Annotated in this window: 19 protein-coding genes, 1 tRNA gene and 1 pseudogene; 14 read left to right on the forward strand and 7 right to left on the reverse strand. The window is 63.4% G+C overall.

The features are described from left to right. Window positions 1–154 precede the first annotated feature (154 nt). Window positions 155–1,495: an FHA domain-containing protein gene (locus AC3B5T_RS07290; RefSeq protein WP_010843014.1), complete on the reverse strand. Its 1,341-nt coding sequence runs from the start codon at window positions 1,493–1,495 to the stop codon at window positions 155–157. 277 nt (window positions 1,496–1,772) lie between these two features. Between AC3B5T_RS07290 and AC3B5T_RS07295 the strand changes: the two genes are divergently transcribed. From AC3B5T_RS07295 to AC3B5T_RS07315, 5 genes are all read left to right on the forward strand, one after another. Continuing rightward, a tRNA-Leu gene (locus AC3B5T_RS07295) sits at window positions 1,773–1,858 on the forward strand. Window positions 1,859–2,201: 343 nt separating this feature from the next. Further along, on the forward strand, window positions 2,202–3,677 hold the full coding sequence (locus tag AC3B5T_RS07300; protein ID WP_488358470.1) for a type I restriction-modification system subunit M: 1,476 nt from the start codon (window positions 2,202–2,204) through the stop codon (window positions 3,675–3,677). A 96-nt stretch (window positions 3,678–3,773) separates the two neighbouring features. Beyond that, window positions 3,774–5,012, forward strand: a complete 1,239-nt coding sequence (locus tag AC3B5T_RS07305) for an ISL3 family transposase (RefSeq protein ID WP_488357563.1) — start codon at window positions 3,774–3,776, stop codon at window positions 5,010–5,012. Window positions 5,013–5,135: 123 nt separating this feature from the next. Then, a complete protein-coding gene (locus AC3B5T_RS07310) occupies window positions 5,136–6,437 on the forward strand; it encodes a restriction endonuclease subunit S (protein ID WP_081637216.1) in 1,302 nt (433 codons plus the stop codon). Window positions 6,438–6,439: 2 nt separating this feature from the next. Then, a complete protein-coding gene (locus tag AC3B5T_RS07315; protein WP_055476672.1) occupies window positions 6,440–9,760 on the forward strand; it encodes a type I restriction endonuclease subunit R in 3,321 nt (1,106 codons plus the stop codon). Window positions 9,761–10,232: 472 nt separating this feature from the next. Here the strand turns inward: AC3B5T_RS07315 and AC3B5T_RS07320 are convergent, their stop codons facing one another. Beyond that, the gene (locus tag AC3B5T_RS07320; RefSeq protein ID WP_010843010.1) at window positions 10,233–10,589 is read right to left on the reverse strand and encodes a hypothetical protein; all 357 of its coding nucleotides are present in this window, start codon (window positions 10,587–10,589) and stop codon (window positions 10,233–10,235) included. Between the two features lie 966 nt (window positions 10,590–11,555). Here AC3B5T_RS07320 and AC3B5T_RS07325 point away from each other — a divergent pair. Then, complete coding sequence (locus AC3B5T_RS07325) at window positions 11,556–11,990, forward strand: DUF309 domain-containing protein (protein ID WP_055476673.1); 435 nt, start codon at window positions 11,556–11,558, stop codon at window positions 11,988–11,990. A 7-nt stretch (window positions 11,991–11,997) separates the two neighbouring features. Here AC3B5T_RS07325 and AC3B5T_RS07330 read toward each other — a convergent pair whose 3' ends face one another. Then, entirely contained in the window at window positions 11,998–12,546 is a 549-nt protein-coding gene (locus AC3B5T_RS07330; protein WP_055476674.1) for a dihydrofolate reductase family protein, read from the reverse strand. Between the two features lie 72 nt (window positions 12,547–12,618). Then, on the reverse strand, window positions 12,619–13,176 hold the full coding sequence (locus AC3B5T_RS07335; RefSeq protein WP_331456855.1) for a TetR/AcrR family transcriptional regulator: 558 nt from the start codon (window positions 13,174–13,176) through the stop codon (window positions 12,619–12,621). A 37-nt stretch (window positions 13,177–13,213) separates the two neighbouring features. Here AC3B5T_RS07335 and AC3B5T_RS07340 point away from each other — a divergent pair, with 37 nt between their 5' ends. Beyond that, window positions 13,214–13,903 carry a lysophospholipid acyltransferase family protein gene (locus tag AC3B5T_RS07340; protein WP_055476676.1) on the forward strand — a complete coding sequence of 230 codons (690 nt, stop codon included), beginning with the start codon at window positions 13,214–13,216 and terminating at the stop codon, window positions 13,901–13,903. A gap of 52 nt (window positions 13,904–13,955) precedes the next feature. On the opposite strand, the gene AC3B5T_RS07345 is transcribed toward AC3B5T_RS07340, so the two are convergent. The 3 genes from AC3B5T_RS07345 to AC3B5T_RS07355 form a co-directional block, all read right to left on the reverse strand. Then, window positions 13,956–14,384 carry a nitroreductase family deazaflavin-dependent oxidoreductase gene (locus AC3B5T_RS07345; RefSeq protein WP_055476677.1) on the reverse strand — a complete coding sequence of 143 codons (429 nt, stop codon included), beginning with the start codon at window positions 14,382–14,384 and terminating at the stop codon, window positions 13,956–13,958. 336 nt (window positions 14,385–14,720) lie between these two features. Beyond that, window positions 14,721–15,227 (reverse strand): FBP domain-containing protein, encoded by a 507-nt coding sequence (locus tag AC3B5T_RS07350; RefSeq protein WP_055476694.1) that lies wholly within the window; start codon window positions 15,225–15,227, stop codon window positions 14,721–14,723. 289 nt (window positions 15,228–15,516) lie between these two features. Then, entirely contained in the window at window positions 15,517–16,116 is a 600-nt protein-coding gene (locus AC3B5T_RS07355; protein ID WP_055476678.1) for an NAD(P)H-dependent oxidoreductase, read from the reverse strand. A 134-nt stretch (window positions 16,117–16,250) separates the two neighbouring features. Here AC3B5T_RS07355 and AC3B5T_RS07360 point away from each other — a divergent pair, with 134 nt between their 5' ends. The 7 genes and pseudogenes from AC3B5T_RS07360 to AC3B5T_RS07390 all read left to right on the forward strand — a co-directional run bounded on the left by AC3B5T_RS07360 (window position 16,251) and on the right by AC3B5T_RS07390 (window position 23,450). Then, the gene (locus AC3B5T_RS07360; RefSeq protein WP_055476679.1) at window positions 16,251–17,003 is read left to right on the forward strand and encodes a DUF72 domain-containing protein; all 753 of its coding nucleotides are present in this window, start codon (window positions 16,251–16,253) and stop codon (window positions 17,001–17,003) included. Window positions 17,004–17,100: 97 nt separating this feature from the next. Continuing rightward, a complete protein-coding gene (locus tag AC3B5T_RS07365; RefSeq protein WP_055476680.1) occupies window positions 17,101–17,334 on the forward strand; it encodes a DUF2510 domain-containing protein in 234 nt (77 codons plus the stop codon). Window positions 17,335–17,516: 182 nt separating this feature from the next. After that, window positions 17,517–17,780, forward strand: a pseudogene (locus AC3B5T_RS07370) (hypothetical protein); the annotation flags it as partial. Window positions 17,781–18,159: 379 nt separating this feature from the next. Then, window positions 18,160–19,731, forward strand: coding sequence for a hypothetical protein (locus AC3B5T_RS07375; protein WP_055476681.1), 1,572 nt, complete (start codon window positions 18,160–18,162; stop codon window positions 19,729–19,731). 47 nt (window positions 19,732–19,778) lie between these two features. Then, window positions 19,779–20,678: an alpha/beta hydrolase family protein gene (locus AC3B5T_RS07380; RefSeq protein ID WP_055476695.1), complete on the forward strand. Its 900-nt coding sequence runs from the start codon at window positions 19,779–19,781 to the stop codon at window positions 20,676–20,678. 245 nt (window positions 20,679–20,923) lie between these two features. Then, the gene (locus tag AC3B5T_RS07385; protein WP_055476682.1) at window positions 20,924–22,363 is read left to right on the forward strand and encodes a cytosine permease; all 1,440 of its coding nucleotides are present in this window, start codon (window positions 20,924–20,926) and stop codon (window positions 22,361–22,363) included. Window positions 22,364–22,490: 127 nt separating this feature from the next. Next, a complete protein-coding gene (locus tag AC3B5T_RS07390; protein ID WP_014924836.1) occupies window positions 22,491–23,450 on the forward strand; it encodes a phosphotriesterase family protein in 960 nt (319 codons plus the stop codon). The last annotated feature ends 17 nt before the right edge of the window (window positions 23,451–23,467 follow it).

The raw sequence follows: 23,467 nt of genomic DNA on the forward strand, positions 1-23,467 counted from the left end.
CGAAACTCTGCGCGGACCCGACTGCATCTTATGGGCACTTCCGCCGAACTCGGTCATTCGGATATGACAGTTCAGTATCAACCGGCCGGAATGGTCTCGCGCCAGTGTCGATCGCCGCCCGCGTTCGGTGGGCGTGTACTCGGCGTATGCGGGTCTACTGGAACCGGACGGTGATGTCGGAATGTCCCACGCGGATCCGATCGCCGTCGGCGAGTTCCCAGGTGTTCACCTGGAGATCGTTGACCGTGGTGCCGTTGGTCGAGTTGAGATCGGTGAGCATGGCGGTGGCGCCGTCCCACCGGATCTCCACATGACGACGCGAGACGCCGGTGTCGGGCAGCCGGAACTGCGCATCCTGTCCGCGGCCGATCACGTTGGAGCCCTCGTGCAGTTGGAACGTGCGGTTGCTGCCGTCTTCGAGGAGCAGCGTGATCGACGACGGGGCGTACCCGGCTGCCGGACGACCCGCGCCGTAGCCCTGGTCGTAGCCGCCCTGGTAGTCGTAACCCGCGGGTTGCTGGCTGTAACCCTGCTGGCCGTAGCCCTGGTCGTAACCGGGTTGTTGACCGTAGCCCTGCTGGCCGTATCCCTGGTCGTACCCGGGTTGCTGGTTGTAGCCCTGCTGCTCGTAGCCGGGCTGTTGGCCGTAGCCCTGGTCGTAGCCGGGCTGTTGGCCGTAGCCCTGCTGCTCGTAGCCGGGTTGTTGGCTGTAACCCTGCTGGCCGTAGCCCTGGTCGTAGCCGGGCTGCTGGCCGTAGCCCTGCTGGCCGTAGCCGGGTTGCTGGTTGTAACCCTGCTGGTCGTAGGCCTGCTGGTCGTAACCCTGTTGGCCATAGGCCTGCTGGTCGTACGCCTGGTCGTAGCCGGGCTGCTGACCGTACTGGTCGTAGCCCTGCTGTCCGTAGCCCTGATCTCCCGGCTGTCCCGATCCCTGTCCGTACTGGTCGTACGCGGGATCGGCGCCCCTGCGCTGGTCGTATCCGGGATTCTGAGTCATCTTGGGGGCTCCTTGGTCGGGGGCGTTGGGAAGTGGAGGAACAGGGGCCGGGCGACCGGCCGGCGGGCCGGGGACCGGTGCAGGGTGCGGCTGCTCCGAACGCGCCCCCACCGGGCGGGGCCGCGCGTCCGGGTTGACCGTGCCTCGTGCGCGGAACATCCCCGTGTGCAAGGACGGCGATTGCTCGAACTCTACGACGACGTTGCCGTAGGTCTGCCACCCGTTGTCTTTGATGAAGTTTTCCAAATGCTTCGAGAAAGTCTTGCGGTTCAGCTCGTATTCCGCAGCGATGTGCTGATGATCGGTGGGACTGAACAGCAACGTGTAGCTGTTGGCCGCAAGGACCGTACCGTCACCGAGGTTCTCGAGCGACTCCTCGGCTTCTCGCTGCAGCCCGTTCTCGATCTCCTGCGGGGCCACCTGACCACCGAAGACGCGGGCAAAACCGTCGTCAACTGCACCTTCGAGCTTGCGTTCCAGTCGTTGCAGGATCCCCACCGAGACCTCCTTTCGCGGCAATAGAGCGTGTCGCCGTGCATCTGGCCTTGTTTGATGATAGCGACATCAGCGGCCAACTGTGCCACCAAGGCAACTGGTGCACCGTCTGCAACACCCGCCTCATTGGTGTGTATTCGGCCTCTGACGTAACCCGACGTACTGCACAGATGCAACGTACGAGATCGAGTTTTGTTTCGGTGGCGGCGTGCTGCTATCGTCGTCCAGTCGCCGGACACACCCAGTCCGACGGCACGCCCACCGGAACTCCGGTGGCCACGGGCGAGTGGCGGAATGGCAGACGCGCTGGCTTCAGGTGCCAGTGTCCTTCGGGACGTGGGGGTTCAAGTCCCCCTTCGCCCACCAGAGTGGAGACGAGACCAGGTTGCACACGGCAACCTGGTCTTTGCGTCGCATCCGCCTGTCGAATCAGTTCTTGATACTTGGTTTTTGGGACCCGTCAACGCTCGCTTCCGAGAAGTAGCTCGTCATCCATCTAGCAATCAGAAGTTGCGACGTACAGCGACTCGACCACGAGTATCCCGTCTCCGCCTATCGCTGCGCAGCTATACGATCTACTGCGTTGAGACGCTTCAGGTGCGTGGGCTTAGCTGAAGTTTACAACTGATGAGACGCCAGCGTGGCGCCCGCGTGGTGAGCTGGGCGATCCACGTCGTTGTGGCGTCTCCCACAGAGAAACGGAACATGGTTGAAGACGACTGACCTAGCCAAAGTGCGCAGTACTCTTTGGTCCGCCGCCGACGAGCTGCGGGCCAACTCGAAGCTGACGCCGGTCCAGTATCGCAATCCGGTACTCGGCCTGGTGTTCCTTGCTTACGCGGAGAACCGCTTCGAGGCTGTCCGCAGCGAGGTCGAGGCGAAGGCGTCTGCTCGCAACCCTGCAACGATCGCCGATTACAAGGCGAAGTCCGTGCTGTACGTGCCGGAGGAGTCGCGGCTGTCGTTCCTCAACGACCTGCCCGAGGTTGACGACATCGGCAAGGCAGTCGATGAGGCCATTAAGGGGATCGAGTCTGCCAATCCCGAACTCAAGGACATTCTGCCGCGCGGTTATCAGAAGCTCGAACGCTCAACTCTTATCGAGCTGCTGCGCTTGTTTGCGCCGCTACCCACCCAGCTTGAAGGCGACGCCTTCGGATTCATCTACGAGGACTTCCTCTCCAACTTCGCCGCCCAAGAGGGAAAGGGTGGCGGCGAGTACTTCACCCCGTATTCGATAGTCCGCTTGATCGTCGATATTCTGGAGCCATTCGCCGGCCGTGTCTTTGACCCTGCCTGCGGCTCGGGCGGCATGTTCGTGCAGTGTGCGAAATTTGTTGAGCGGCACCATGGATCGGCGACTCGAAAGCTGTCAGTTTTCGGTACCGAGAAGACCGAGGACACTGTCCCCCTGGCGAAAATGAATCTCGCACTCCACGGCATCTCCGGTGATATCCGCCAGGCCAATAGTTATTACGAGGACCCGCATAACGCGGTCGGAGCCTTCGACTACGTTATGGCCAATCCGCCGTTCAACGTCGACAAGGTGAAGAAGGATCAGCTTGCAGGCGACAGGCGATTCCCCTTCGGAATTCCCAAGCCCGACAACGCGAACTACCTTTGGATCCAGGAGTTTTATGCGGCGCTCGGGCCGAAAGGGCGTGCCGGATTCGTCATGGCCAACTCTGCCGGAGATGCAGGGCACTCCGAGAGAGAGATCCGAAAACTAATCGTCGAATCAGGTGCGGTCGACGTGATGGTCGCGATCAGCTCCAACTTCTTCTACACGGTGACCCTTCCTGTAACCCTGTGGTTCTTGGACAAGTCCAAGGTAGGAACGCAACGCGAAGACACTGTGCTTTTCCTCGACGCGCGTAATACTTACCGGCAGATCGACCGTGCTCACCGTGATTTCATGCCTGAGCAGATCGAGTTCCTAGCTAATGTCGTGCGGCTATACCGCGGCGAGGAGGTTGAGACGATCGCGGGCAGCGATGTTCTCCTCAAAGAGAACTTCCCCGACGGGAAGTACGTTGATGTTGCTGGCCTCTGCAAGGTCGCGGCCCGTTCCGAGATCGAGGACCAGGGGTGGAGCCTTAATCCGGGGCGGTACACAGGCTCAGCAACTGTGGCTGAGAACGACGAGGACTTCACAGCTGGACTCGAAGAGCTGTGGCTCTTCTGACGCCAAAGTGGGTGCCTTCTCGCGAGCCTAACGCACGCAACGCCCAGTCTCACTTAGGTTTTGAGTTGCGAAAACAAAGACCAAAGGGAGTGGGCGTTGCGCACTGTCAGAGTACTGCAGAAGTTGCTGGGAATCGAGCGTGCCCGTGTCGTGGGTGTCAGGTTCGATGAGGATGATCGTGGGCAGGTCATCGTGGTGACACTGGAACTGCACGCGAACGCACGATCACGGTGCCCGCAGTGTAAGAAGCGGTGCCCTGGTTACGATCAGCCACCGGCACCGCGACGGTGGCGACATCTCGACATGGGTGGCTGGCGATGCTTCCTCGAGTTGCCCGCCAACCGCGTGAAGTGCCCTCGCCATGGTACGAAGACTGAGTTGGTTCCGTGGGCACGTCCGGAAGCGAAGATGACCAGGGCGTTCGACGACACCGTCGCATGGCTGTGCGCGCACGCCCCGATGACCGCGGTGAGTGCCTATCTACGGGTTTCCTGGCGGACGGTGTCTCGTATCGTCGAGCGCGTGGTCGACGACCATGTCGGACTTACTAAACGCTTGAACGGGTTGCGGCGTATCGGCATCGATGAAATCGCTTATCGCAAGGGCCGCAAGTACTTGGTCGTCGTGGTCAACCATGACACAGGTCAGTTGGTGTGGGCGGGTGAGGGCGCCAAGAAGGAGACCATCGAGCGATTCTTCGACGAACTGGGTGACGTGCGAGCACGCAAGATCACTCACATCAGTGCTGATGGCGCCGAATACATCGGTGCGGTCCTCGCTGAGCAGGCGCCGGGGGCGTACTGGTGTATGGACCCATTCCATGTGCTGCAGTGGGTTAATCAGGCGTTGGACCGGTGCCGGTCTCGGGTGATGAGCCGGATAGCCGGCTTGTCAAAGGTGGAACGCGGCCGATTGAGGTGGGCGTTGTTGAAGAATCCTGACGACCTCACCGAGAGTCAGGAGCGGCTGCAGTCCATCGTGGTCACCGATGCCAACAGTGTGCTGGCCCGTGCGTATCAGATGAAAGAAGAGATAAGGCACATACTTTCAGGTGCTTATTCCTCGTGTTGGGCGCCGTTGCGGCGCTGGTTGAAGAAGGCGGAGACCTGCGATATACCCGAGATTCGCACCCTGGCGCCGAGTATCCGTAAACGTGAGGTCCAGATCTTTAACGCGGTCGAGTGTCAGATGAGCAACGCGCGAGTCGAAGCAACGAACTGCCATCTGCGGTCATTGACGAAGCGGTCATACGGATTTCACACACCTGACGCTTTGATCGCGATGGCGAACCTCACCAGGGGTGGCGCATGCCCGGAACTTCCACATCGAATCTGACCGAAAACCGCCCACTTTCAGGTCAGGAGATCCAGAGCTGTACGAAGAGTTCACTCGTCTGAGTGACGAGGCCGAGGCTTTGCGCATCAAAGTTGATGCGGTTCTTCAAGAGATTCTCGGCGCATGAACGAGTGGCCGACGGCGACGCTCGGTGAACTGTGCCGTGAGGGTGGTGGTTTCATCCGGACCGGACCGTTCGGGTCGCAACTTCATCGCAGTGACTACACCGACGATCCGCAAGGCATTCCTGTCGTCATGCCAAAAGACATGGCTCGCGGCCGCATCGACAGATCGACAATCGCACGGATCGACCAGAGCACTGCAAGTCGCCTCAAGCAGCACTTACTGACAGCGAACGACGTTGTACTATCCCGCCGAGGTGATGTTGGCAGGACGGCGTGGGTCTTCGCGGACGATCTGCCCGCCCTCTGTGGCACCGGTTCGATGCGCGTTCACCCCGGCAGATCCTCGTTCGTGAGGCCAGCGTATCTTCGCTTCTTCTTTCATACTCGGCTGGCCGCCGACTACTTGGAAGGGCATGCGGTGGGTGCAACGATGCCCAATCTCAATGCGGGAATTGTAGAGCGGATGCCGGTACCGATTCCACCACTTCTGATCCAGGACTCGCTAATCGCTCTACTGGAGGCTCTGGACGAGCTAATCGAAAGCAACCGGCGTCGTGTGGACGTGCTGGCGGAGATGGCGCGGAGAATCTACCGAGAGTGGTTCGTTAAGTTCCGCTACCCCGGCCACCAAGACCTCCCCTTCATCGATTCTGACCTTGGTCCACTTCCCGAGGGGTGGAGGGCGAGTACCTGCGGGGTTGAGCTGAACTTCATCGGCGGGGGAACCCCGTCCAAGAAGGAGCCTGCCTACTGGGACGGCGGAACAGTTCCTTGGTACACACCGACCGACCTCACGCGGACTGGATGGCGGTATGCGGCGCCACCAACACTCAGGATCACAGAGCAGGGCGTTGCAAAGAGTTCTGCACGCGTGTTCCCCGCTGGATCGGTGCTGATGACGAGCCGCGCCACGTTGGGAGTTCTCGCTGTTGCGGCGACGCACGCAGCGACCAACCAGGGGTTTATCGTCATCTTGCCGGACGATCGCTGGGATGCAGGGTTCATTTACGAGTGGCTTGACTCTAAAGCAACTGAACTCGCCGCTCTCGGTACCGGGGCTACATTCAAGGAGATCACGAAGGGCGCCTTTAAGCGCTTTCCATTCGTTGTGCCAGCGCAGCAGGTACTTGACGCCTACCGCGCGACAACTGCCCCCATCGAACAACAAGTTCGGGTTCTCGAGGAGCAGATTCGGAAACTCTCTGAACTCCGTGACCTTCTCCTGCCGAAGCTGGTCACGGGACAGATCGACGTTTCCTCACTTGACCTAGGCGCTCTAGTGGGAGATCGGGTGGCTTAACGATGCCAAGGGGTCCAGAGTTCAGCTATGTCGAGAAGCCAAGCATCGAATTGATGAGCGAGCTCGGTTGGACTTCCGTCGATGCCTTTCACGAAACCCTGGGTGCTGAAGGCGCTTTGGGCCGGGATTCACAGCATGATGTGATCCTCACTCACCGTCTGCGCTTTGCGCTGCGGAAGCTCAACTCCGATGACGTACCGGATCTCTCCATCACCGAAGCGATCGAGGCGCTGACTAGGGACCGTTCGGTGATGGATCGAGTGCGTGCCAACCGTGAGGTCTACGACCTGCTACGTGACGGCTACCAGGCTGAATGGGTCGATGACAATGGTGACAAGCGGATAGAGATGATCCGCTACGTTGATCTGCGCGAGCCACTGAACAACGACCTTTTGGCTGTTCAACAAATGTGGGTAAGGGGGCCGCTGCACAGCCGCCGGTTAGACGTTGCACTGTTCGTCAACGGTGTGCCGCTGGTGGTGCTTGAGTTTAAAGAGCCCAATGCGCCGGTTAAGTCCGCCTACGACGACAACCTGACCGACTACCGCGACACGATTCCACAGCTATTCATGCCGAATTGCTTTGTCCTGTTGTCCAACGGCAGCGAGGCGAAAGTCGGTTCGACGTATGCGCCCTGGGACTTCTTCTCCGACTGGAAGGTGATCGATGCCTTCGGGGCACGCAGCGAGATCGCGTTGCAGACTGCTCTACGGGGTACTTGCGATCCCACTAACCTGCTGGACCTATTCGAGAACTTCGTTGCCTACATGGAACGTCCCGGCGGGTTGATCAAGATCACGGCGCGCTCGCACCAGTACCTGGGCGTCAACGCTGCGATCGAGAATCTCCACCGGGCCCGCGCCGAACAAGACAAGCGCCTCGGGGTCTTCTGGCATACCCAAGGATCGGGCAAGAGCCTTTCGATGCTGTGGTTCACGCAGAAGGTGTTGCGCCATGTGCGTGGCACATGGACCTTCGTTATGGTTACCGACCGAGGCGAACTCGACACGCAACTCCACGGCGAGTTCGCCGATGCCGGTGCGATCACGCCCGAAGCGAGGGTCCACGCAGACTCAATCGCGCATTTGCGTGAACTGCTTGCAGCCGACCACCGTTACGTATTCACACTGATTCAGAAGTTCCAGCCGTCTAAGGGTGAACAGCAGATGCCGGTGCTATCTGACCGCTCGGACGTTATCGTCATCACCGATGAGGCACACCGCAGCCAGTACGACACCCTCGCACTGAACATGCGAACAGCGCTCCCTAACGCCTCGATGATGGGCTTCACTGGAACACCACTGATCGCAGGCGAAGAGCAAGCGACCCGCCAGCAGTTCGGCGACTACGTCAGCATCTACAACTTCGGGGACGCCATCGAAGACGGCGCCACTGTCCCCCTCTACTACGAAAACCGCATCCCCGAGCTACAACTCACGAACGCAGAATTTGCTGAAGAACTTGATGCGCTCCTGGAGGAGGCGGAACTCGACGAAGACGCCGAGGGAGCACTGGCACGCCGATTCGGTAAGCAGTACACGCTTCTCACCCGCCCGGAACGCTTGAAGACCCTCGCCAAGGACCTCGTTTCTCATTTCGCCGGTCGCGGGTTCTCGGGTAAGGCAATGTACGTCGGCCTCGACAAGGCCGCCGCCGTGAGGATGTACAACCTCGTGCAGGCGGCGTGGGCTGAACACCTCGCCGATCTGAAACGCCAGCATGATGCGCTTCCGGAGTTGGAACGACCGTGGCTAGCCTCGCGGATCGAGCTGATGGAGACCACCGACATGGCCGTAGTGGTCTCCCAAAGCCAGAACGAGCTGAAGATGCTCGACGATCTCGGCCTCGACATTCGGCCCCATCGCGAGCGCATGAACCGCGAGGATCTCGCCGAGAAATTCAAGGAACCGAGTGATCCGCTGCGCCTGGTATTCGTGTGCGCGATGTGGATGACCGGCTTCGATGCCCCGAGTGTGTCCACCATCTATCTCGACCGGCCGATGAAGAACCATACCCTCATGCAGACCATCGCCCGCGCGAACAGGGTCTTCCCCGAGAAAGACAACGGTCTCATCGTCGACTACGTAGGCGTCTTCCGCAACCTGGAGAAGGCGCTCGCAGTCTATGGAGCGGCCAAAGAGGGCGAATCGCCGGTCGAGATCATCGACGCTCTCGCGGCTGCACTGGACGCGGCTATTGCCGAACTGATCAACTTTTGCGCGGCCGTGGGCGTCGATCTGATTGCGTTGCGCGACGCTGAGGGTTTCGACCACGTGGCCAAGCGGGATGCAGCTGTCGAGGCACTCCTACTCGATGAGCAGACCCGCAACGACTTCACCGTCAAGGCTCGGCAGGTGCGGAGACTCTTCAAGGCACTCCTTCCGAACACGAAAGCCGCTTTACAGCAGCGCACTGTTGCAGCGATTCGGGTTCTCGCGGAGCGCATCCACGAAGTGACTAAACCTCCGACGCCGGACATCGGAGGTGTTGCCGACGCTGTCGACGCATTGTTGGACCGCTCCGTCGGTGCCGAGGAGTACGTCATCCGCGCGGCAGCCGAAGGAAGCGAGCCCGACCCGTTAATCGACCTGTCGCGGATCGATTTTGACGGACTTGCCGCGAAGCTAGCCGGCCGCAAGCGCGCCGAGACCGACCGCATGGCTCAGCTTCTTCGCCAGCAAGCCGTCGGCGCAGCTTTGCGCAACCCGACACGCTACGAGCTGGTGGAGCGGATCGAGCAGTTGATCGCGGACTACAACGCGGGCAGTGTGAACATCGACGAGTACCTGCGTCGTCTCATCGAGCTGTCGAAAACGCTGACCGCCGAGGAGGAGCGAGCGGTCCGCGAGGGCATGACCGAGGAGGAGCTTGCGATCTTCGACCTCCTCACCAAACCTGATCCCGTGCTGACAACCGAGGAACGGGAGAGGGTTCAGGCAAGCGCGAAGACCCTGTTAGAGCACTTGCACGAGAAGCTGGTGCAGGACTGGCGACGCAAGGTGGACGTGATGAACGACGTCAACAGCACCATCCGACGCGTCCTCGACTCAGGTCTGCCCGCGACGCCCTACACCGTCGACATCTTCCGCGAGAAGGTACAGCTCGTCTTCGACCACGTTCTGAGCGCCTACGGCGACGACGGCGAGAGTGTCTACAGCCGACGGGTCGACTTCGGCTTTCCAGACCAAAGGGCAGTGATCGAACCTTCGGGACCGATCGACGTGAACAAGGTCGCTGACGACGTCGTCGCGCGCATACACGCCGATCCGATATTTGCGGCACGTGTTGCTGAGCAGCTTCATGAGCACCGATCTCGCGGCTGACAGACGGTTGGTCTGATTCCGACGACATGGGAGAGTGTCGACTCTGTCTGTCGGGCGATGCGCAAGGGCGTGCGTCTCGTGCCATCCGGCAGCCAACAACGCAACAAGGCGATCGACCGCATTGGGTCCACCCAGAAGTACCGTCCGGATACGTGCCCCCGTGTCCCTGCGACTACCCTACACAGAGCAACCGTCGGCCGGCCGATGGCGCATGCATTTGCTGTATGGACAGGAAACGCGCGGCTCGACCGTACAGCCAGACGGACGGTAGTTGAGCGCCGCTAGTCCTTCTGTCCTGCCGCGGCAGCGATTCGCGACAGGGCACTACGTCTACTGACGGGAAATCTCCGAGTCTCGCCAGACTCCGATTTCACCGTCACGATTGCCCAGTCGCTGCCCTTCAGTTCCACCGCGGTGATCGGGCTATCCTCGTCCGTCGCTTCCAGGGTCTGATTCGGGGTGCGAGGCATCGTCACTCTCTCTGGCGGTCAAGTTCAGGCAGAAGGTACCGCAGGACAGGGTACACGGCGTGAGCGTAGCACCATCCAAGCGGAACGTCTGACACGTGCTTGAAAGCGCCAACCCGCTTCGTGTCGACACAGAGGAAAGCTAAAGGCGGTTGGAGTTCACTCGGTCCAGCAAGTTGAGCGGCCGACTGACTGATTGGCCAGACGATCGTCGACCGGTATGGGTAGTCTCGGGTCTTCAGTAGATTCCTATCCCACTTCGAGTTTTCGTACTCCATCTTCCTGAAATCCATGGGCAGATCGTTATTGAAGAACGGCTTTCCGGTCTGGAGGATGTGGAGAAAGTCGGTGTTCTTTGCCACAGGCTGGGGTTTCTCAGGCCCCCATCGTTGCTCTCCACTGCGTAGAATGATATTAATCACGAAAATGTCGGCTGGAGAAAGCGGCGACCCTCGATTCGGTCGAATTTCGGTATCGACATTGACCTCGGCAATGCACGCCCTACATTGAGATCCAGTGATCAGTGTGAACGACTGTGCAAAAGAATCTAGCGAGAGCCTCAAACGTTCAATGAATAGGTCAGGGTTCTCGATTCCATGGAGTGAGCACTCGGAAGCTTCCTGTAAGTGTCGATAAGCCCGCTGGAGGATGCTTGCACTCTCGGAATAGCGAGCCCACCGCTCCTGACGCATGTAGCGAATTAATAGGAACAAAGACAAAAGGCACAAATAGACGATAGGTATAATCGTTGCCTGCCACGTAAATAACGCACCGAGGGATACAAGTAACCCCAAGATCGACGCGGTATTCGCTATTTGGTTAAACGGACGTGAGACCGATGTGGCCAGATAGTTCCATGGTGACCGAAGGACGTTCCAGAGTGGTCGAAAGAAGCGCCGTGTCACGGTTCCTCGCGATCATGTAGGCATCGTAGTATGCAGCGTGCGGTATCTAATCGTACTGGAGGCCGCGATCTGAGCTGCTCGTGATGGAGGCGGTGTGCCTAGCTATTGGTGGTGTTCCGGCCCATATTGCGAGCCTCGACGGAGTTGAACCACCGCCCAGCACCTTCACGATCGACGGGTTCGAGCGCGAGCCTATCGGTGCCGCCAACGCACTGCACAGCACGCCCACGTATTTACAGGCGTCGCCGTCCACCGGTCCTCGTCGGGTTCGTTTGAGGGTCAGGTTGCGCGGAGACCTGACCTTTCTCGTTTCCGGTCCCGGGTGATGGGTACCGTCTTCCTGTCCGATGGTGTCGCCCAGGTCTCTCAGCCGACGGTGCTGCCTGACCCGAGACATTCGACCACTGTCAGGGAGGTGCATCGGTGCCCGACGACCGCGATCGCGACCCCGACGGTCGAGCCCGCCAGGCCCGGCCGCGCGATGAGTTGGGACGGCCGCTGCCGTATGGAGAGCGGGGCGTCGAGCCCGTGTCCGAGGAGCCGTTGCCGCCCGACGAGACGATCGCGCTCGCGTGGCAACTGCTCGAGGAGGGGCGGCCGTTCTCCGCGCACGAGGTGTTCGAGACCCGGTGGAAGTCGTGTCCGCCGGCCGAGCGGCCGCTGTGGCAGGGACTCGCGCAGCTCTGCGTCGGTCTCACCCACCATCGTCGTGGCAACGCCGTCGGTGCCCGGCGTCTCTACGACCGTGCCGCCGCGCGCCTGGAGGAGTACGAACAGTCCCGCGGGCTGACGTACGGGATGGACCTCTCGGCTATCCGCGCCCGGGCGCTCGCCGAGATCGACTCCGATCCGACCTGAAAGCCCGTCACACCGTCCGATAGCGCAGCAGCGAGACGCCGAGCTCGAAGCTCTTCGTGTCCACCAGGCGCAGCGTCGGGATCTCCAGGCCGTCCGGGAACAGGCGACGCCCCGACCCCTGGACGGCCGGGTAGACGAACAGCCGGTACTCGTCGACCAGCCCGGCGCCGATCAGGGTGTGGCACAGGCTGATGCTGCCGGTCACGACGATGTCCTTGCCCGCGGCGTTCTTCAACGCGGTCACCTGCTCGATGACGTCCCCGTTCAGCACCGTCGAGTTCTGCCACTCCGGGTCGATCATCGTGCTCGACACCACGTACTTGTCGACGGTGTTGAGATAGTCGGTGATCCCGGTGGCGTCGTCGGTCTGGTGTGGCCAGTAGCCGCGGAAGTCCTCGAAGGTCTGCCGACCGACGAGCAGGGCGTCGGCCTCGGCGTCCTGCCGGTGCGACTCGGCCATGAGATCCGGCGCCTTGACGGTCGGGTCGAACCAGTCGGTCAACATCTCGATCGAACCGTCGAGCGTCATGTTCTGGGTGATCGCCAGCGTTCGCATGCTTCTCCTCAGGAGTCGTTGCGGTGTGCTCCCAGATACCGACCGCCGAGCCGGGTGAATGTCATCGGCGGATCAGGGGGACGGACGGAGGCTGCTCGCGACGATCCGTTCGGCGAGCTCGTCGGCGTCGACCCCTGGCACGGCCAGACCAAGCGACCCCGTCGAGGACAACATCGCGATCCCGTGGACTCCGACCCACAGCTCGGCTGCGCGCAGCTCGGGATCGACGACGGCCCCGCTCTGCTCGATCAGCGAGACCAACCATGTGAACAAAGGCCGCGACGTGGTGCGGAGGTCGGCACCTGCGCCCTCGAGCAGGTCGTGACGGAAGATCAAAGCGAACATCGCAGGTCGACGACGGGCGAACGCGACGTAGGCGAGTGCGACCTGCAGGACGCTCTGGGAGCCTCCGCCTGCCGTACGCATCAATTCCGACGACAGGTCGTCCAGTCCTTCGCGAGCGATGGCCGCCAGGAGCGAGCGATGCGTCGGAAACCATCTGCGGGGAGCGCCATGGGAGACGCCCGCACGGCGCGCGATCTCGCGTAAACCGACATCTGGTGAGCCGGTCTCCTCCAACAACTCGACGCCGGCGCGAACCAACGCGGTTCTGGTCTTCGCTGATTCCACGTAGACAGTGTCACCCATCGTCCAGTAGACACTGTCTATGCGCGTGAGCACCAAACTGGCGTACGTCCTGTGTCGGTATGTCCTGATCGGACCGGCTCTCTGCCTGTGGGCGCGACCCCGGATCGTGGGCCGCGAGCATCTGCCCACGTGCGGGCCGGTCATCTTCGCGGCCAATCACCTGTCGGTGCTCGATTCCTTCTACCTGGCTCTGGCGGTGCGTCGACCGGTGACGTTCCTCGCCAAGCGCGAGTACTTCGAACGTCACGGTCCCGTCGGTCGCCTACAACGCTGGTTCTTTCTCACCTTGGGACAGATCCCGGTCGACCGTCGTGGCGGCGCGGGAGCGTCGTCGGCGCTCCGGCAAGCAGTTGAGATCTTGGATGGCGGGGGAGCCTGGGGGATTCATCCCGAAGGCACTCGGTCCCCGGACGGGCGGATGTATCGCGGACGGACCGGGGCCGTACGCGTCGCGCTGAAAACCCGTGCGCCCCTGATACCGATTGCGATCACCGGGACTCGTAGAACGGATGGCCGCCAACGACGACGCAGCGTCACAATCGAGATCCTCCCGGCGCTGGACCTCGGGTCGGGCGAAGTCACCGAGCACCGAACCCGCGCCCTGACCGACGAACTGATGGCCATCATCTGCGAGCGAACCGGGCAAAGCTACACCGACGAATATGCGCGACGGTGGACTCGCGACACGGCGGGTCCAGACGCGGCGTGAATCTTCCCGCGCCCGGCGGGACCGCTTCGGAGGCGGTGCGGCGCGAGCCCCCCTACCGCGGCATCAGCTCGACGATCGCGAGTGGGCGTGTCGTCTTCTTCTGGTAACCGGCGTAGCGGCCGCGGTTGACCTCGTCGAGGAGCACGAAGCGCCGGGCGTAGTCAGGGTCGTCGGGGTAGGTCGCCCGCGCGGTGACCTGAATCCGCCGTCGGCCGACCTGGACCTCGACATTCGGATGGGCCTTCAGGTTGGCGAGCCACCCCGGTGGTCGCGGCGATCCGCCGTTCGACGCGACCACCAGGTAGGCCTCACTGTCGCGCGCGTAGGTGAGCGCGTTGCACCTCGCCTCACCGGTGCGGCGTCCGATCGTCCGGAGCAGCAGCGTGGGATTGCCCATGAGCAGTCGGTGGCCGACGAGGCCGCCCGAATGTTCGTAGAGCCATTGATGTGTCTGGAGTGCTCGGATGAACAGCGACGTCATGGGTCCACTATTGCTGCTCTGACCGCCGGCCGAAAGGCTCGCCGAACCCTTCGTGACGCTCGATCCTCAGGGAGCTCAGGCCTTTCGTGATCCACGATGGCCGCCGGGCCGCAGAACTGCGACTCCCAGACTTCAACTCGACTCCCAGACCTCGATCGAAGTCTGCGAGTCGAGTTGAAGTCTGTCGGTCACGAGGCGGGCCAGATGCAGGCGGGACAAGCGGTCACCTCCCTGCTCCCTGAGGCGCGAGGAACGCAAGCGACGAGTCACGAAGGTCCCGCTACCCGTGTCACCAGGACCCTTCGTGACGCGCCCTTCGCAAGCTCCGGCCGCTCCTCAGGGAGCGGAGGAGCTGTCTCCGCTCGCCACTCGCTGGGCGAATCCGGCGAGGTGGGTCCGCAACGCCCGGATGCGCTGTTGCCGCACGGTCTCGGGGTCGTCGGTGGAGAAGATGGCCGACGGCTTGGCGCGGACGTTCGCCGAACATTCGAAGTTCGAGCAGATCAACGTCCCGACCGTGTTGCCCTTGCGCCCCGCGGCGCCGGCGAACTTCGCGCTGAAGAAGGCGACCTCGTTGGGGAGGTGGACGTCCTCGCAGAACGAGCACAGCGGACGGTTGCGGGGCTGGCGGCCACCGAGTCGCAGCATGATCCCGATGACGTCGTCGTCGGTCGGGATGACCACGTAACCGACCATCGGGAGCTTCGGGTCGCGCCAGCCGGCGAAATCGAGCTGCTCCCAGTCGAAGTCGTCGAAGTCGGGTGGGAGTGTCACGCTCTTGCGTTCGCGCAGCGAGGCGTTGACGAACGACGAACGGATCTGGGCTTCGGTCAATGAATGCATGGGTGTGTACACCTCAGGTGTCGGAGGAGGAAAAGAGAGCACAGATCGACCGGCGCGGTCCTCGACTGAGATGGACGCGCGCCGATCGGGGCGGGGTGCTCAACCGTCGGCGCGCACGACGCCGACGACCTCCTCACGCCCGGAGGGCGACACACTGACAGACACGAGGACCGATGGTGAACCCCCGGGCCGTCGCTGTCAACTCCGATTCCGGCCCCCTCACGCTCACAGGTCCCGTTCCCGCTCACACAGATCGGCTGGGCGAGAACGGAACCGGTGAGCGACATCGTCAGGCTGTGAGGAGTCCAGCGATTCGCACCACACGCTCGGCCATGTGCGCGAGCGCTGCCTTCGTCGCGTCGTCGAGCGGGTTCTTGTTCTCCGGACCGGTGACGTGGGAGACACCGTAGGGATTGCCGTCGGCGAACTTCAGCCCGTCGGTGTAACCGGGCGGGACGAGGATGCCGCCGAAGTGCATCAGCGAGGTGTACAACCCGATGAGCGTGGTCTCCTGCCCGCCGTGGGCGGTGTTGCTGGAGGTGTATCCGGTGTAGACCTTGTCGGCCAACCTGCCGTCGGCCCACAGGCCGCCGAGCGAGTCGATGAACGTCTGGAACGGCGAGGCCGTGCTGCCGAACCGCGTCGGGCTGCCGAAGATCACCGCGTCGGCCCAGACGATGTCGTCTCCGCTCGCGGCGGGCAGGTCCTTGGTGGCCTCGTAGTTGGCCGACCACGCCGGATTGTCGGCGAACGTCTGGGGATCCCGGGTCTCGGCGATGTGGCGGACCCGGACCTCGGCACCCGCGGATTCGCCGGCATCCGACAGCGCCTGCGCCATCGCCGTGCCGTGTCCGGTGGCCGAGTAGTAGATGATCGCCAGCTTGGTCATATGTCACTCCCGTCTCGGTGATTGGCATGTGCCACGTACGGGTACCCGAAGCGCGTGAGCCGACACCCACACGCCTGCCGAGTACTCGTCGTGGACGGGATTCGTAGCCCCGTCGCGAGTGGATAGTTGCGACGATGTTGTTCATCGGCACCTCCGGCTGGCAGTACCGGGATTGGCGCGGCGCGTTCTACCCCGAGAAGCTCCCCCAGCGACTGTGGCTGGACCATTACGCCCAACGGTTCCCGACCGCCGAGGTCAACAACACCTTCTACCGGCTGCCGGAGAAGAAGGCGTTCGAGAACTGGGCCGAGACCGTCCCCGCCGACTTCCGGATGGCGGCGAAGATGAGTCGCTACCTGACGCACATCAAGCGCCTCAAGGAGCCCGCCGAACCGGTCCAGCGCTTTCTCGATCGATCGGCGGGGCTCGACGGTCGTTTGGGGCCGGTGCTCCTCCAGTTGCCTCCCAACCTCCGCGCGACACCCGACGCCCTGGACGAGACGCTCGCGCTGTTCCCGAAGACGGTCCAGGTCGCCGTCGAACCCCGGCACGAGTCCTGGTGGACCGACGAGACCAGGTCGGTCCTCGAACGGCACAACGCGGCGCTGTGTTGGGCCGACCGGAAGAACCGCATTCTCAATCCACTGTGGCGCACAGCCGATTTCGGGTACCTGCGACTTCATGACGGGACGTCGCGGCGACCGATGAGCTATGGGACTCGTGCGATCGACAGCTGGTTGCGCCGCCTGACGGAGGCCTACGACGACTCGTGCGATGTCTATGTCTACTTCAACAACGACCCGGGATGCGCGGCGATCGACAACGCGGTCACCATGATTCGCCGCGCCCAGCGGATGGGGATACCTGTCAAGACCGTCGGGGACTGATCCCGCGCACGACGGGCGGGTCCGTCATTCGGCGGAACCGGAGCGAAGCCGCGGCCGACGACATGGCATCGCGAGCGGTGCTCGGTACGGTGCGTGCATGTCGATCATCCTGCTGCTCGTCGTCCTGCTCGTGCTGATGGCCGTTCTGGGTGCCGGGATCGCGGGCATCGTCGTGCTCGTGTCCCGTAAGTCGAAGAGCTCGGCTGTCGACGGCGCACGGAACGTCGTGGTTGGCTGGTACCCGGACCCACAGGACCCGAACGCCGACCGGTACCACGACGGCGGGACCTGGACCGCTCACACCCGACCCCGCACCACCGCCGGCGGATGAGCCGCCCGACGCTCGCCGGTTCGCGGTCCGCGGTTCCGCGGTTCGAACGGGCGGGCGTTGCCGGTGCCCCATCGTCGGGTGCCTTGCGGAGCACTTCCGGAGCAGGTGGTCACGGGTCCACACGCGGCTGGACGAGGTTGTCGTACCCCCGGCATAGCGTGTGACCGGACCATGCCGAGGAGGGGACTTCCATGCCGAGCAGGATCGCCGCATTGCGGAACCACGACGCCGCGACACTCACCGGCTACCTACGGGTGTGCGAGGACCAGTGGGAGCACTGGCAGAGTCGTGCCAACGGTGCCCGCCTGGCGGCCGCCGATCCCCGGACCGTCCGGTTCTACGATGACGAGGCAGCGTTCTGGAGCCGTTTCGCGGAGATGCTCCGTGTCGCGATCGCGGAGGTCGATGCATCGAATAGGCGAACCGCCGGACGCCGGACGGCGTGACACGGGTCGCGCCCATCACCCGGTGACCCTCCCCGGCCGTCGACGTAGGATCGGGAGCGCCGGGTCGGGGTGACTCCACGATTTCCGGCTCGGTATCCGGGCCAACCCCTCACGCGAACATCGAAACGGAGACGAACATGGTGGACACCATCTTGTGGCAGGCGATCCAGGACAACGAATTGGCCCTGGCCGTGCTGCAGTACGTGTTCTCGGGCGTCAAGTAACCGCCTGCGAACATTCGTGATCGACGTTGCGGCAGTTTGGTCCCTGAATTGGAACAAACTGCCGCAACAAACAATTTGAGACGTATTTCCGAAATGAATCCGGCGAATTCTCCGGCAGATCTGGCAGTGTCTGAAATGTCCGCTAGTGTTTAGCGATGCTCACAGGCACGCGCGGTTCCCGACTGTTGAACCGTCTCTCGGTGGCGGTACTGGTGCTGGCAGTGGCCGCCGGCCTGTCGATCGTCTCCTCCGGTCCGTCCCAGGCGGCGCCGGTGGTGAATCCTCAGGCCGGAAAGCTGGTCGCGCAGGCCGACTTCCAGGTCAAGCGAGACGGCTTCTCGTTCGAGAACTGGGGACCGAACGACGCTCTGCACACTCGCGGATTGACCATCGATGGCATGCGTGCGGTATTCGGCGACGAGGTCTGCGCGCGCCTCGTATTGGGTGTGTGCTCGCCGACGACGGTCGCCGAGGTTGTGCAACAGGAATTCAACGAGTCGATGGCGGGCGGGCACTGCTTCGGGATGGCCGCGCTGGCCGGACTCTATGCCACCAAGCGCCTGAACCCGTTCCCGCTGGCACTGCCCTGGCAGCCCGTCTACAGCATCCGGCCGTCGGCGCCCCTCGATGAACTCATCGCGCGGATGTTCATCACGCAGGGCTTTCCGCCCACCGACCTCGTCCAATCGGAGGTCACGGTCACACAGGCGCTGTCCCGACTGCGGTCGGTGTGGGCCCGCAACGACAATTACGTCCTGGCGATCTACACCGACGAGGAGCAGAGCGCCGGACACGCGATCAACCCGATCGCCATTCGCGACCTGGGACAGGGCAAACGCGGCATCGTCGTCTACGACAACAACTTCCCCGGTGTCGAGAAGATGATCGTCGCCGACCCCGCGGCCGACAGCTGGTACTACTCGACGGCCACCAACCCGTCCGAGCCGACGCTGCTGTTCCAGGGGTCGCCGGCCAACAAGATGATGCTCGTGCCGCTGGCACCCATCCTGGCGCGTCACCAGGACCCCGACCTGCGCGACGACGAGACCGTGGTCATCGTGTCGGACACCAACGGCGGCGCCCGCGGTGCCGGCGACGTCGACTGGGATGTGCGGGTCACGGATCCGGCCGGCCGCGCGATCCCGGGCGTCGACCGAAAGATCCTGTTCAACAACGACAACACCGCCACCTTCACGGTGCCCGCGAACCGCGCCTTCCGGATCATCGTCGACGGGGTGGAAGCCGGTCGTTCCGCGGACATCGATGCGACGGTGCTCAGCGCGGGCGGCGTGGTGGCGATGGGTGATCTGGAGGTGCCCGCGGGTGCCGTCGCGGTCGTCGACGCCGACCCGGCGCGACATGGGATGCGGGTGACCTCGTCAGCAGCGTCGACCGCGGAATTCGAGGTCGCGACCGAGAACTCACTGCGTTCGCTGTCGACCGAGACCACACAGCTCGCAATCGGCCCGAACTCGGCGGTCTCGGTGGGTGCCACGTCCCCGGCCGGTGTCACCATCCGCTCCGAGGGGCGCGCGCAGCGGCTCCGACTGGAGGTCGAGCGAAGCGACACCTTCACCGATCGGATCGCGGTCAGCCCCGGGCCGATCTCGCTGCCCGCCGGCGCGACGATCACGGTGCCGGTGAATCTCTGGACGGGATTCGGACCGCTCCCCGCGACCGTTCGTAGCGGCCCGGCGATCACCGCAGTTCCCCTCAGCGCGCGGTGAGGGTCTCGGTCGGCGGACGCATCGCACTGGGAGTCCTCGTCGCGAGCATGGTCGGGCTGTCCGCGTGTTCCAGCGGAACGACGCCCACGACGACGACCAGCAGTGCCACGGCCGCGCCGGTCGAGTACCTGGACGAGGTGACCATCCAACGGTTCGACTATCCGACACCGGATGACGGTGACTCGGAACAGAATTGGGCCGAGCTGTACCTGCCCGAGGGAGAACAGCGGGTCGATTCGATCCCGCTCGTGGTCCTCATCCACGGCGGCGCGTGGCAGAGCGCCCTCGGCGCCGACATCTTCGAACCGCTCGCGCGAGACCTCGCCGGCCGGGGCATGGCCGTCTACAACATCGAGTACCGCCGCGTCGGTTCGGGCGGCGGGTGGCCGACGACGTTCCGCGATGTCGCGAGCGCGCTGGACCACGTCGTCGTCGTCGACCGGCAGTTCCCGCAGATCGACACCGACGACGAACTGATCGTCGGGCACAGTGCGGGTGCCCAGCTCGCGGTGTGGGGCGGGACGAGGCACAAGCTGGAGGACGACGAGGTCGGTGCGCGGCCGCTGTTCCGCCCGACACGCGTCGTCTCACTCGCCGGTCCACTCGACATGACCTACGCGGCAACGCATGGCGACGACCGCATCGTCACCGCCCTCGGTGGCACACCGGCGCAGGTCCCGCAGCGGTACACGATGGTCGACCCCATCCAGAACATCGATCCCGACACCCCCGTGGTCGCCGTCCACGGAACCGCCGACCGCATGGTCGCGCCGGCGAACTCCCAGCGCTACGTCGCCGCCGTCGTCCGCGAAGGCGGCGAGGCCGAGGCCGTTCTCATCCGCGGCGGAAACCACGGTTCGGTGGTCACCTCGGACGCGCCCGAGTACCCACGAGTCCTCGACATCATCACGGGCGCGTCGGCGGCCGATGTGCAGGACGTGGCCTGAGCGGTTCGGATCCCGTTGCGATCTCGCCCGGTTCCCGGGACAAATCGCAACCTGATCTTTCCCGCGCGCGCTCCCTGCCGAGAAGTCCGGCCCGACATCCTGTCTGTCGCCGACCGAGTGAATGCGGACGTTCTGTAGGTATCGCAGCCGCGGCGACCGGACCACGATGGATGCACTGCGCATCGTCGCGCGCCACGCCCGACCGCACCCCGACCCCTCGGGCCGATCTCTCTGGGACGGACACAATGACCGCACTCGACGCCGCGACCCCGTCGGCACCCGGACCGAAGCACTCGGTCCCGGAGGCCGAGGCCGAGCTCGAACTCATCCCCGAATCCGCCAAGACCCACGATGTGCGCGGACAGTTCTGGATCTGGGCCGGTGCGAACATCGCGCCGATCAACTGGGTGCTGGGTGCACTCGGCGTCACCATGGGCCTCGGGTTGTGGGAGACGGTGGCCGTCCTCGTCGTCGGCAACGCCATCGGCATGACGATCTTCGGCGTCTTCGTGGTCATCGGTCAGCGCACCGGGGTCACCGGGATGGTGCTCTCGCGGGCCGTCTTCGGACGCCGCGGCGCCTATGTTCCCGCGGCCGTTCAGGCACTGGTCTGTATGGGCTGGTGCGCGGTCAACACCTGGATCGTCCTCGACCTGGTGATGGCGCTGCTCGGTGAGATGGGACTCGTCGACCCGGACCTCGACAACAACGCCGCGCGGATCGTCGTGGCGGCGATCATCATGGGGATGCAGGTGACGATCGCCTGGTTCGGGTACCGGGTGATCTCGGCCTTCGAACGGTGGACGGTGCCGCCGACGGTCGCGATCCTGCTCGTCATGACCGTCGTCGCGTGGGTCGGTCTGGACGTGAACTGGGGACAGACGACCTCGCCAGAGCTCACGGGATCGGCGCACATCGGTGCGATCACCGCGGTGATGACCGCGATCGGCATCGGGTGGGGCCTGACGTGGATCGGTTACGCCGGCGACTACTCGCGCTTCGTGTCCCGGGACGTGCCGTCGCGCAAGCTGTTCCTCGCGAGCGCACTCGGGCAGTTCATTCCGGTCGTCTGGCTCGGCGTGCTGGGTGCGTCGCTGGCCACCCTGAGCGACTCCGCCGATCCGGGCGAGATCATCGTCGATGCCTATGGCGTTCTCGCACTGCCGGTTCTGTTGCTGGTGATCCACGGACCGCTCGCGACCAACATCCTCAACATCTACACGTGCACGGTGTCGACGCAGGCGCTCGACATCCGCGTCGACCGCCGCGTGCTGAACATGGTCATCGGCGTCGTGGCGATGGCGATCGTCGTCTACTTCGTGCTCAACAGCGACTTCGCCACCACGATCGACTTCTGGCTGGTGTCGATCGTCGGCTGGCTGAGCCCATGGGGCAGCGTCGTTCTCGTGCACTGGTTCCTGATCGCACGCCAACAGATCGACGCCGAGAGTCTGTTCGGCACACCGGCGGACAGCGTCCTGCCGATAGTGCGGCCGACCGCGCTCGTCGCACTCGCTCTCGGTGTCACGGCGACCTGGATGTTCATGTACGGCATGCTGCCGGCGCTGCAGGGTCCGGTTGCGGTCGCACTGGGCGGCATCGACCTGTCCTGGCTTGCCGGGGCGGTGGTCGCCGGCTCGTCGTACTGGGTCATGGAGAAGCTCACCGCGCCCCGCGCCGCGTGACGCGCCACAACGAACCCTGCGGGAGCGGCCGACGAGAACGACGGACGAAAGTCGCCTGTCACGCCGGGGGAATCGACTAGGGTTCGCCGCAGTGGGAGGCAACGCCGCCTCCTGATGAGGAGGCTCCATGGCCACCGTCCACACCGCGACCGGCCCGATCGATTCCGCAGACCTCGGAAACGTGTTGGTACACGAGCACGTCTTCATCGTCGGCGAAGAATTCCGGCAGAACTACCAGGATGATTGGGACGAGGACGAGAAGGTCGCCGAAGCGGTCCGTGATCTGACGGAACTGAAGGAGCTCGGGATCGACACGATCCTCGACCCGACGGTTCTCGGCCTCGGCCGGTACATCCCGCGTATCCAACGGATCGCCGAACAGATCGACCTGAACATCGTCGTCGCGACCGGTCTCTACACCTACAACGACATCCCGTTCCAATTTCACTATGCGGGCCCGGGAATGCTGTTCGACGTGCCGGAGCCACTGGTCACGCTCTTCACCAAGGACCTCACCGAGGGCATCGCGGACACCGGTGTGCGAGCGGCCTTCCTGAAGTGCGCCATCGAATCCCAGGGCCTCACACCGGGTGTCGAGCGCGTGATGCGCGCGGTGGGACAGACCAGCGCCCAGACCGGCGCGCCCATCACCGTCCACACCGATCCGCACAGCCAGTCGGGACTGGTCGCCCAGAAGGTGTTCGCCGAGGAGGGGGCAGACCTGACGAAGGTGGTCATCGGCCACTCCGGCGACAGCGTCGACCTCGACTACCTGATGAAACTCGCCGACGCCGGTTCGATCCTCGGCATGGACCGCTTCGGTCTCGACCTCCTCCTGCCGTTCGAGGAGCGCGTGAACACGGTCGCCGAACTGTGCAGGCGCGGATACGCCGACCGCATGGCCCTCGCGCACGATGCCGCCTGCTTCATCGACTGGTTCGACCACGAGGCCAAGAAACAGGCACTCCCCAAATGGAACTACCGACACATCAGCGAAGAGGTGCTGCCGGCGCTGCGAGAGCGCGGAGTCAGCGAGGCCGACATCACGACGATGCTCGTCGACGTGCCGCGACGCTACTTCGAGTAGCAACCGCGACACGTCGG

It is taken from the genome of Gordonia sp. G4, from assembly GCF_057770005.1.

Bases quoted from the DNA above. Each gene is read 5' to 3' on its own strand.
- AC3B5T_RS07345 (WP_055476677.1), bottom strand. From the start codon at position 14,384: ATGACGTCGCTGTTCATCCGAGCACTCCAGACACATCAATGGCTCTAC.
- AC3B5T_RS07385 (WP_055476682.1), top strand. From the start codon at position 20,924: ATGACCGCACTCGACGCCGCGACCCCGTCGGCACCCGGACCGAAGCAC.
- AC3B5T_RS07380 (WP_055476695.1), top strand. From the start codon at position 19,779: ATGGTCGGGCTGTCCGCGTGTTCCAGCGGAACGACGCCCACGACGACG.
- AC3B5T_RS07355 (WP_055476678.1), bottom strand. From the start codon at position 16,116: ATGACCAAGCTGGCGATCATCTACTACTCGGCCACCGGACACGGCACG.
- AC3B5T_RS07330 (WP_055476674.1), bottom strand. From the start codon at position 12,546: ATGCGAACGCTGGCGATCACCCAGAACATGACGCTCGACGGTTCGATC.
- AC3B5T_RS07365 (WP_055476680.1), top strand. From the start codon at position 17,101: ATGTCGATCATCCTGCTGCTCGTCGTCCTGCTCGTGCTGATGGCCGTT.
- AC3B5T_RS07390 (WP_014924836.1), top strand. From the start codon at position 22,491: ATGGCCACCGTCCACACCGCGACCGGCCCGATCGATTCCGCAGACCTC.
- AC3B5T_RS07340 (WP_055476676.1), top strand. From the start codon at position 13,214: ATGCGCGTGAGCACCAAACTGGCGTACGTCCTGTGTCGGTATGTCCTG.
- AC3B5T_RS07350 (WP_055476694.1), bottom strand. From the start codon at position 15,227: ATGCATTCATTGACCGAAGCCCAGATCCGTTCGTCGTTCGTCAACGCC.
- AC3B5T_RS07315 (WP_055476672.1), top strand. From the start codon at position 6,440: ATGCCAAGGGGTCCAGAGTTCAGCTATGTCGAGAAGCCAAGCATCGAA.
- AC3B5T_RS07360 (WP_055476679.1), top strand. From the start codon at position 16,251: ATGTTGTTCATCGGCACCTCCGGCTGGCAGTACCGGGATTGGCGCGGC.
- AC3B5T_RS07310 (WP_081637216.1), top strand. From the start codon at position 5,136: ATGAACGAGTGGCCGACGGCGACGCTCGGTGAACTGTGCCGTGAGGGT.
- AC3B5T_RS07375 (WP_055476681.1), top strand. From the start codon at position 18,160: ATGCTCACAGGCACGCGCGGTTCCCGACTGTTGAACCGTCTCTCGGTG.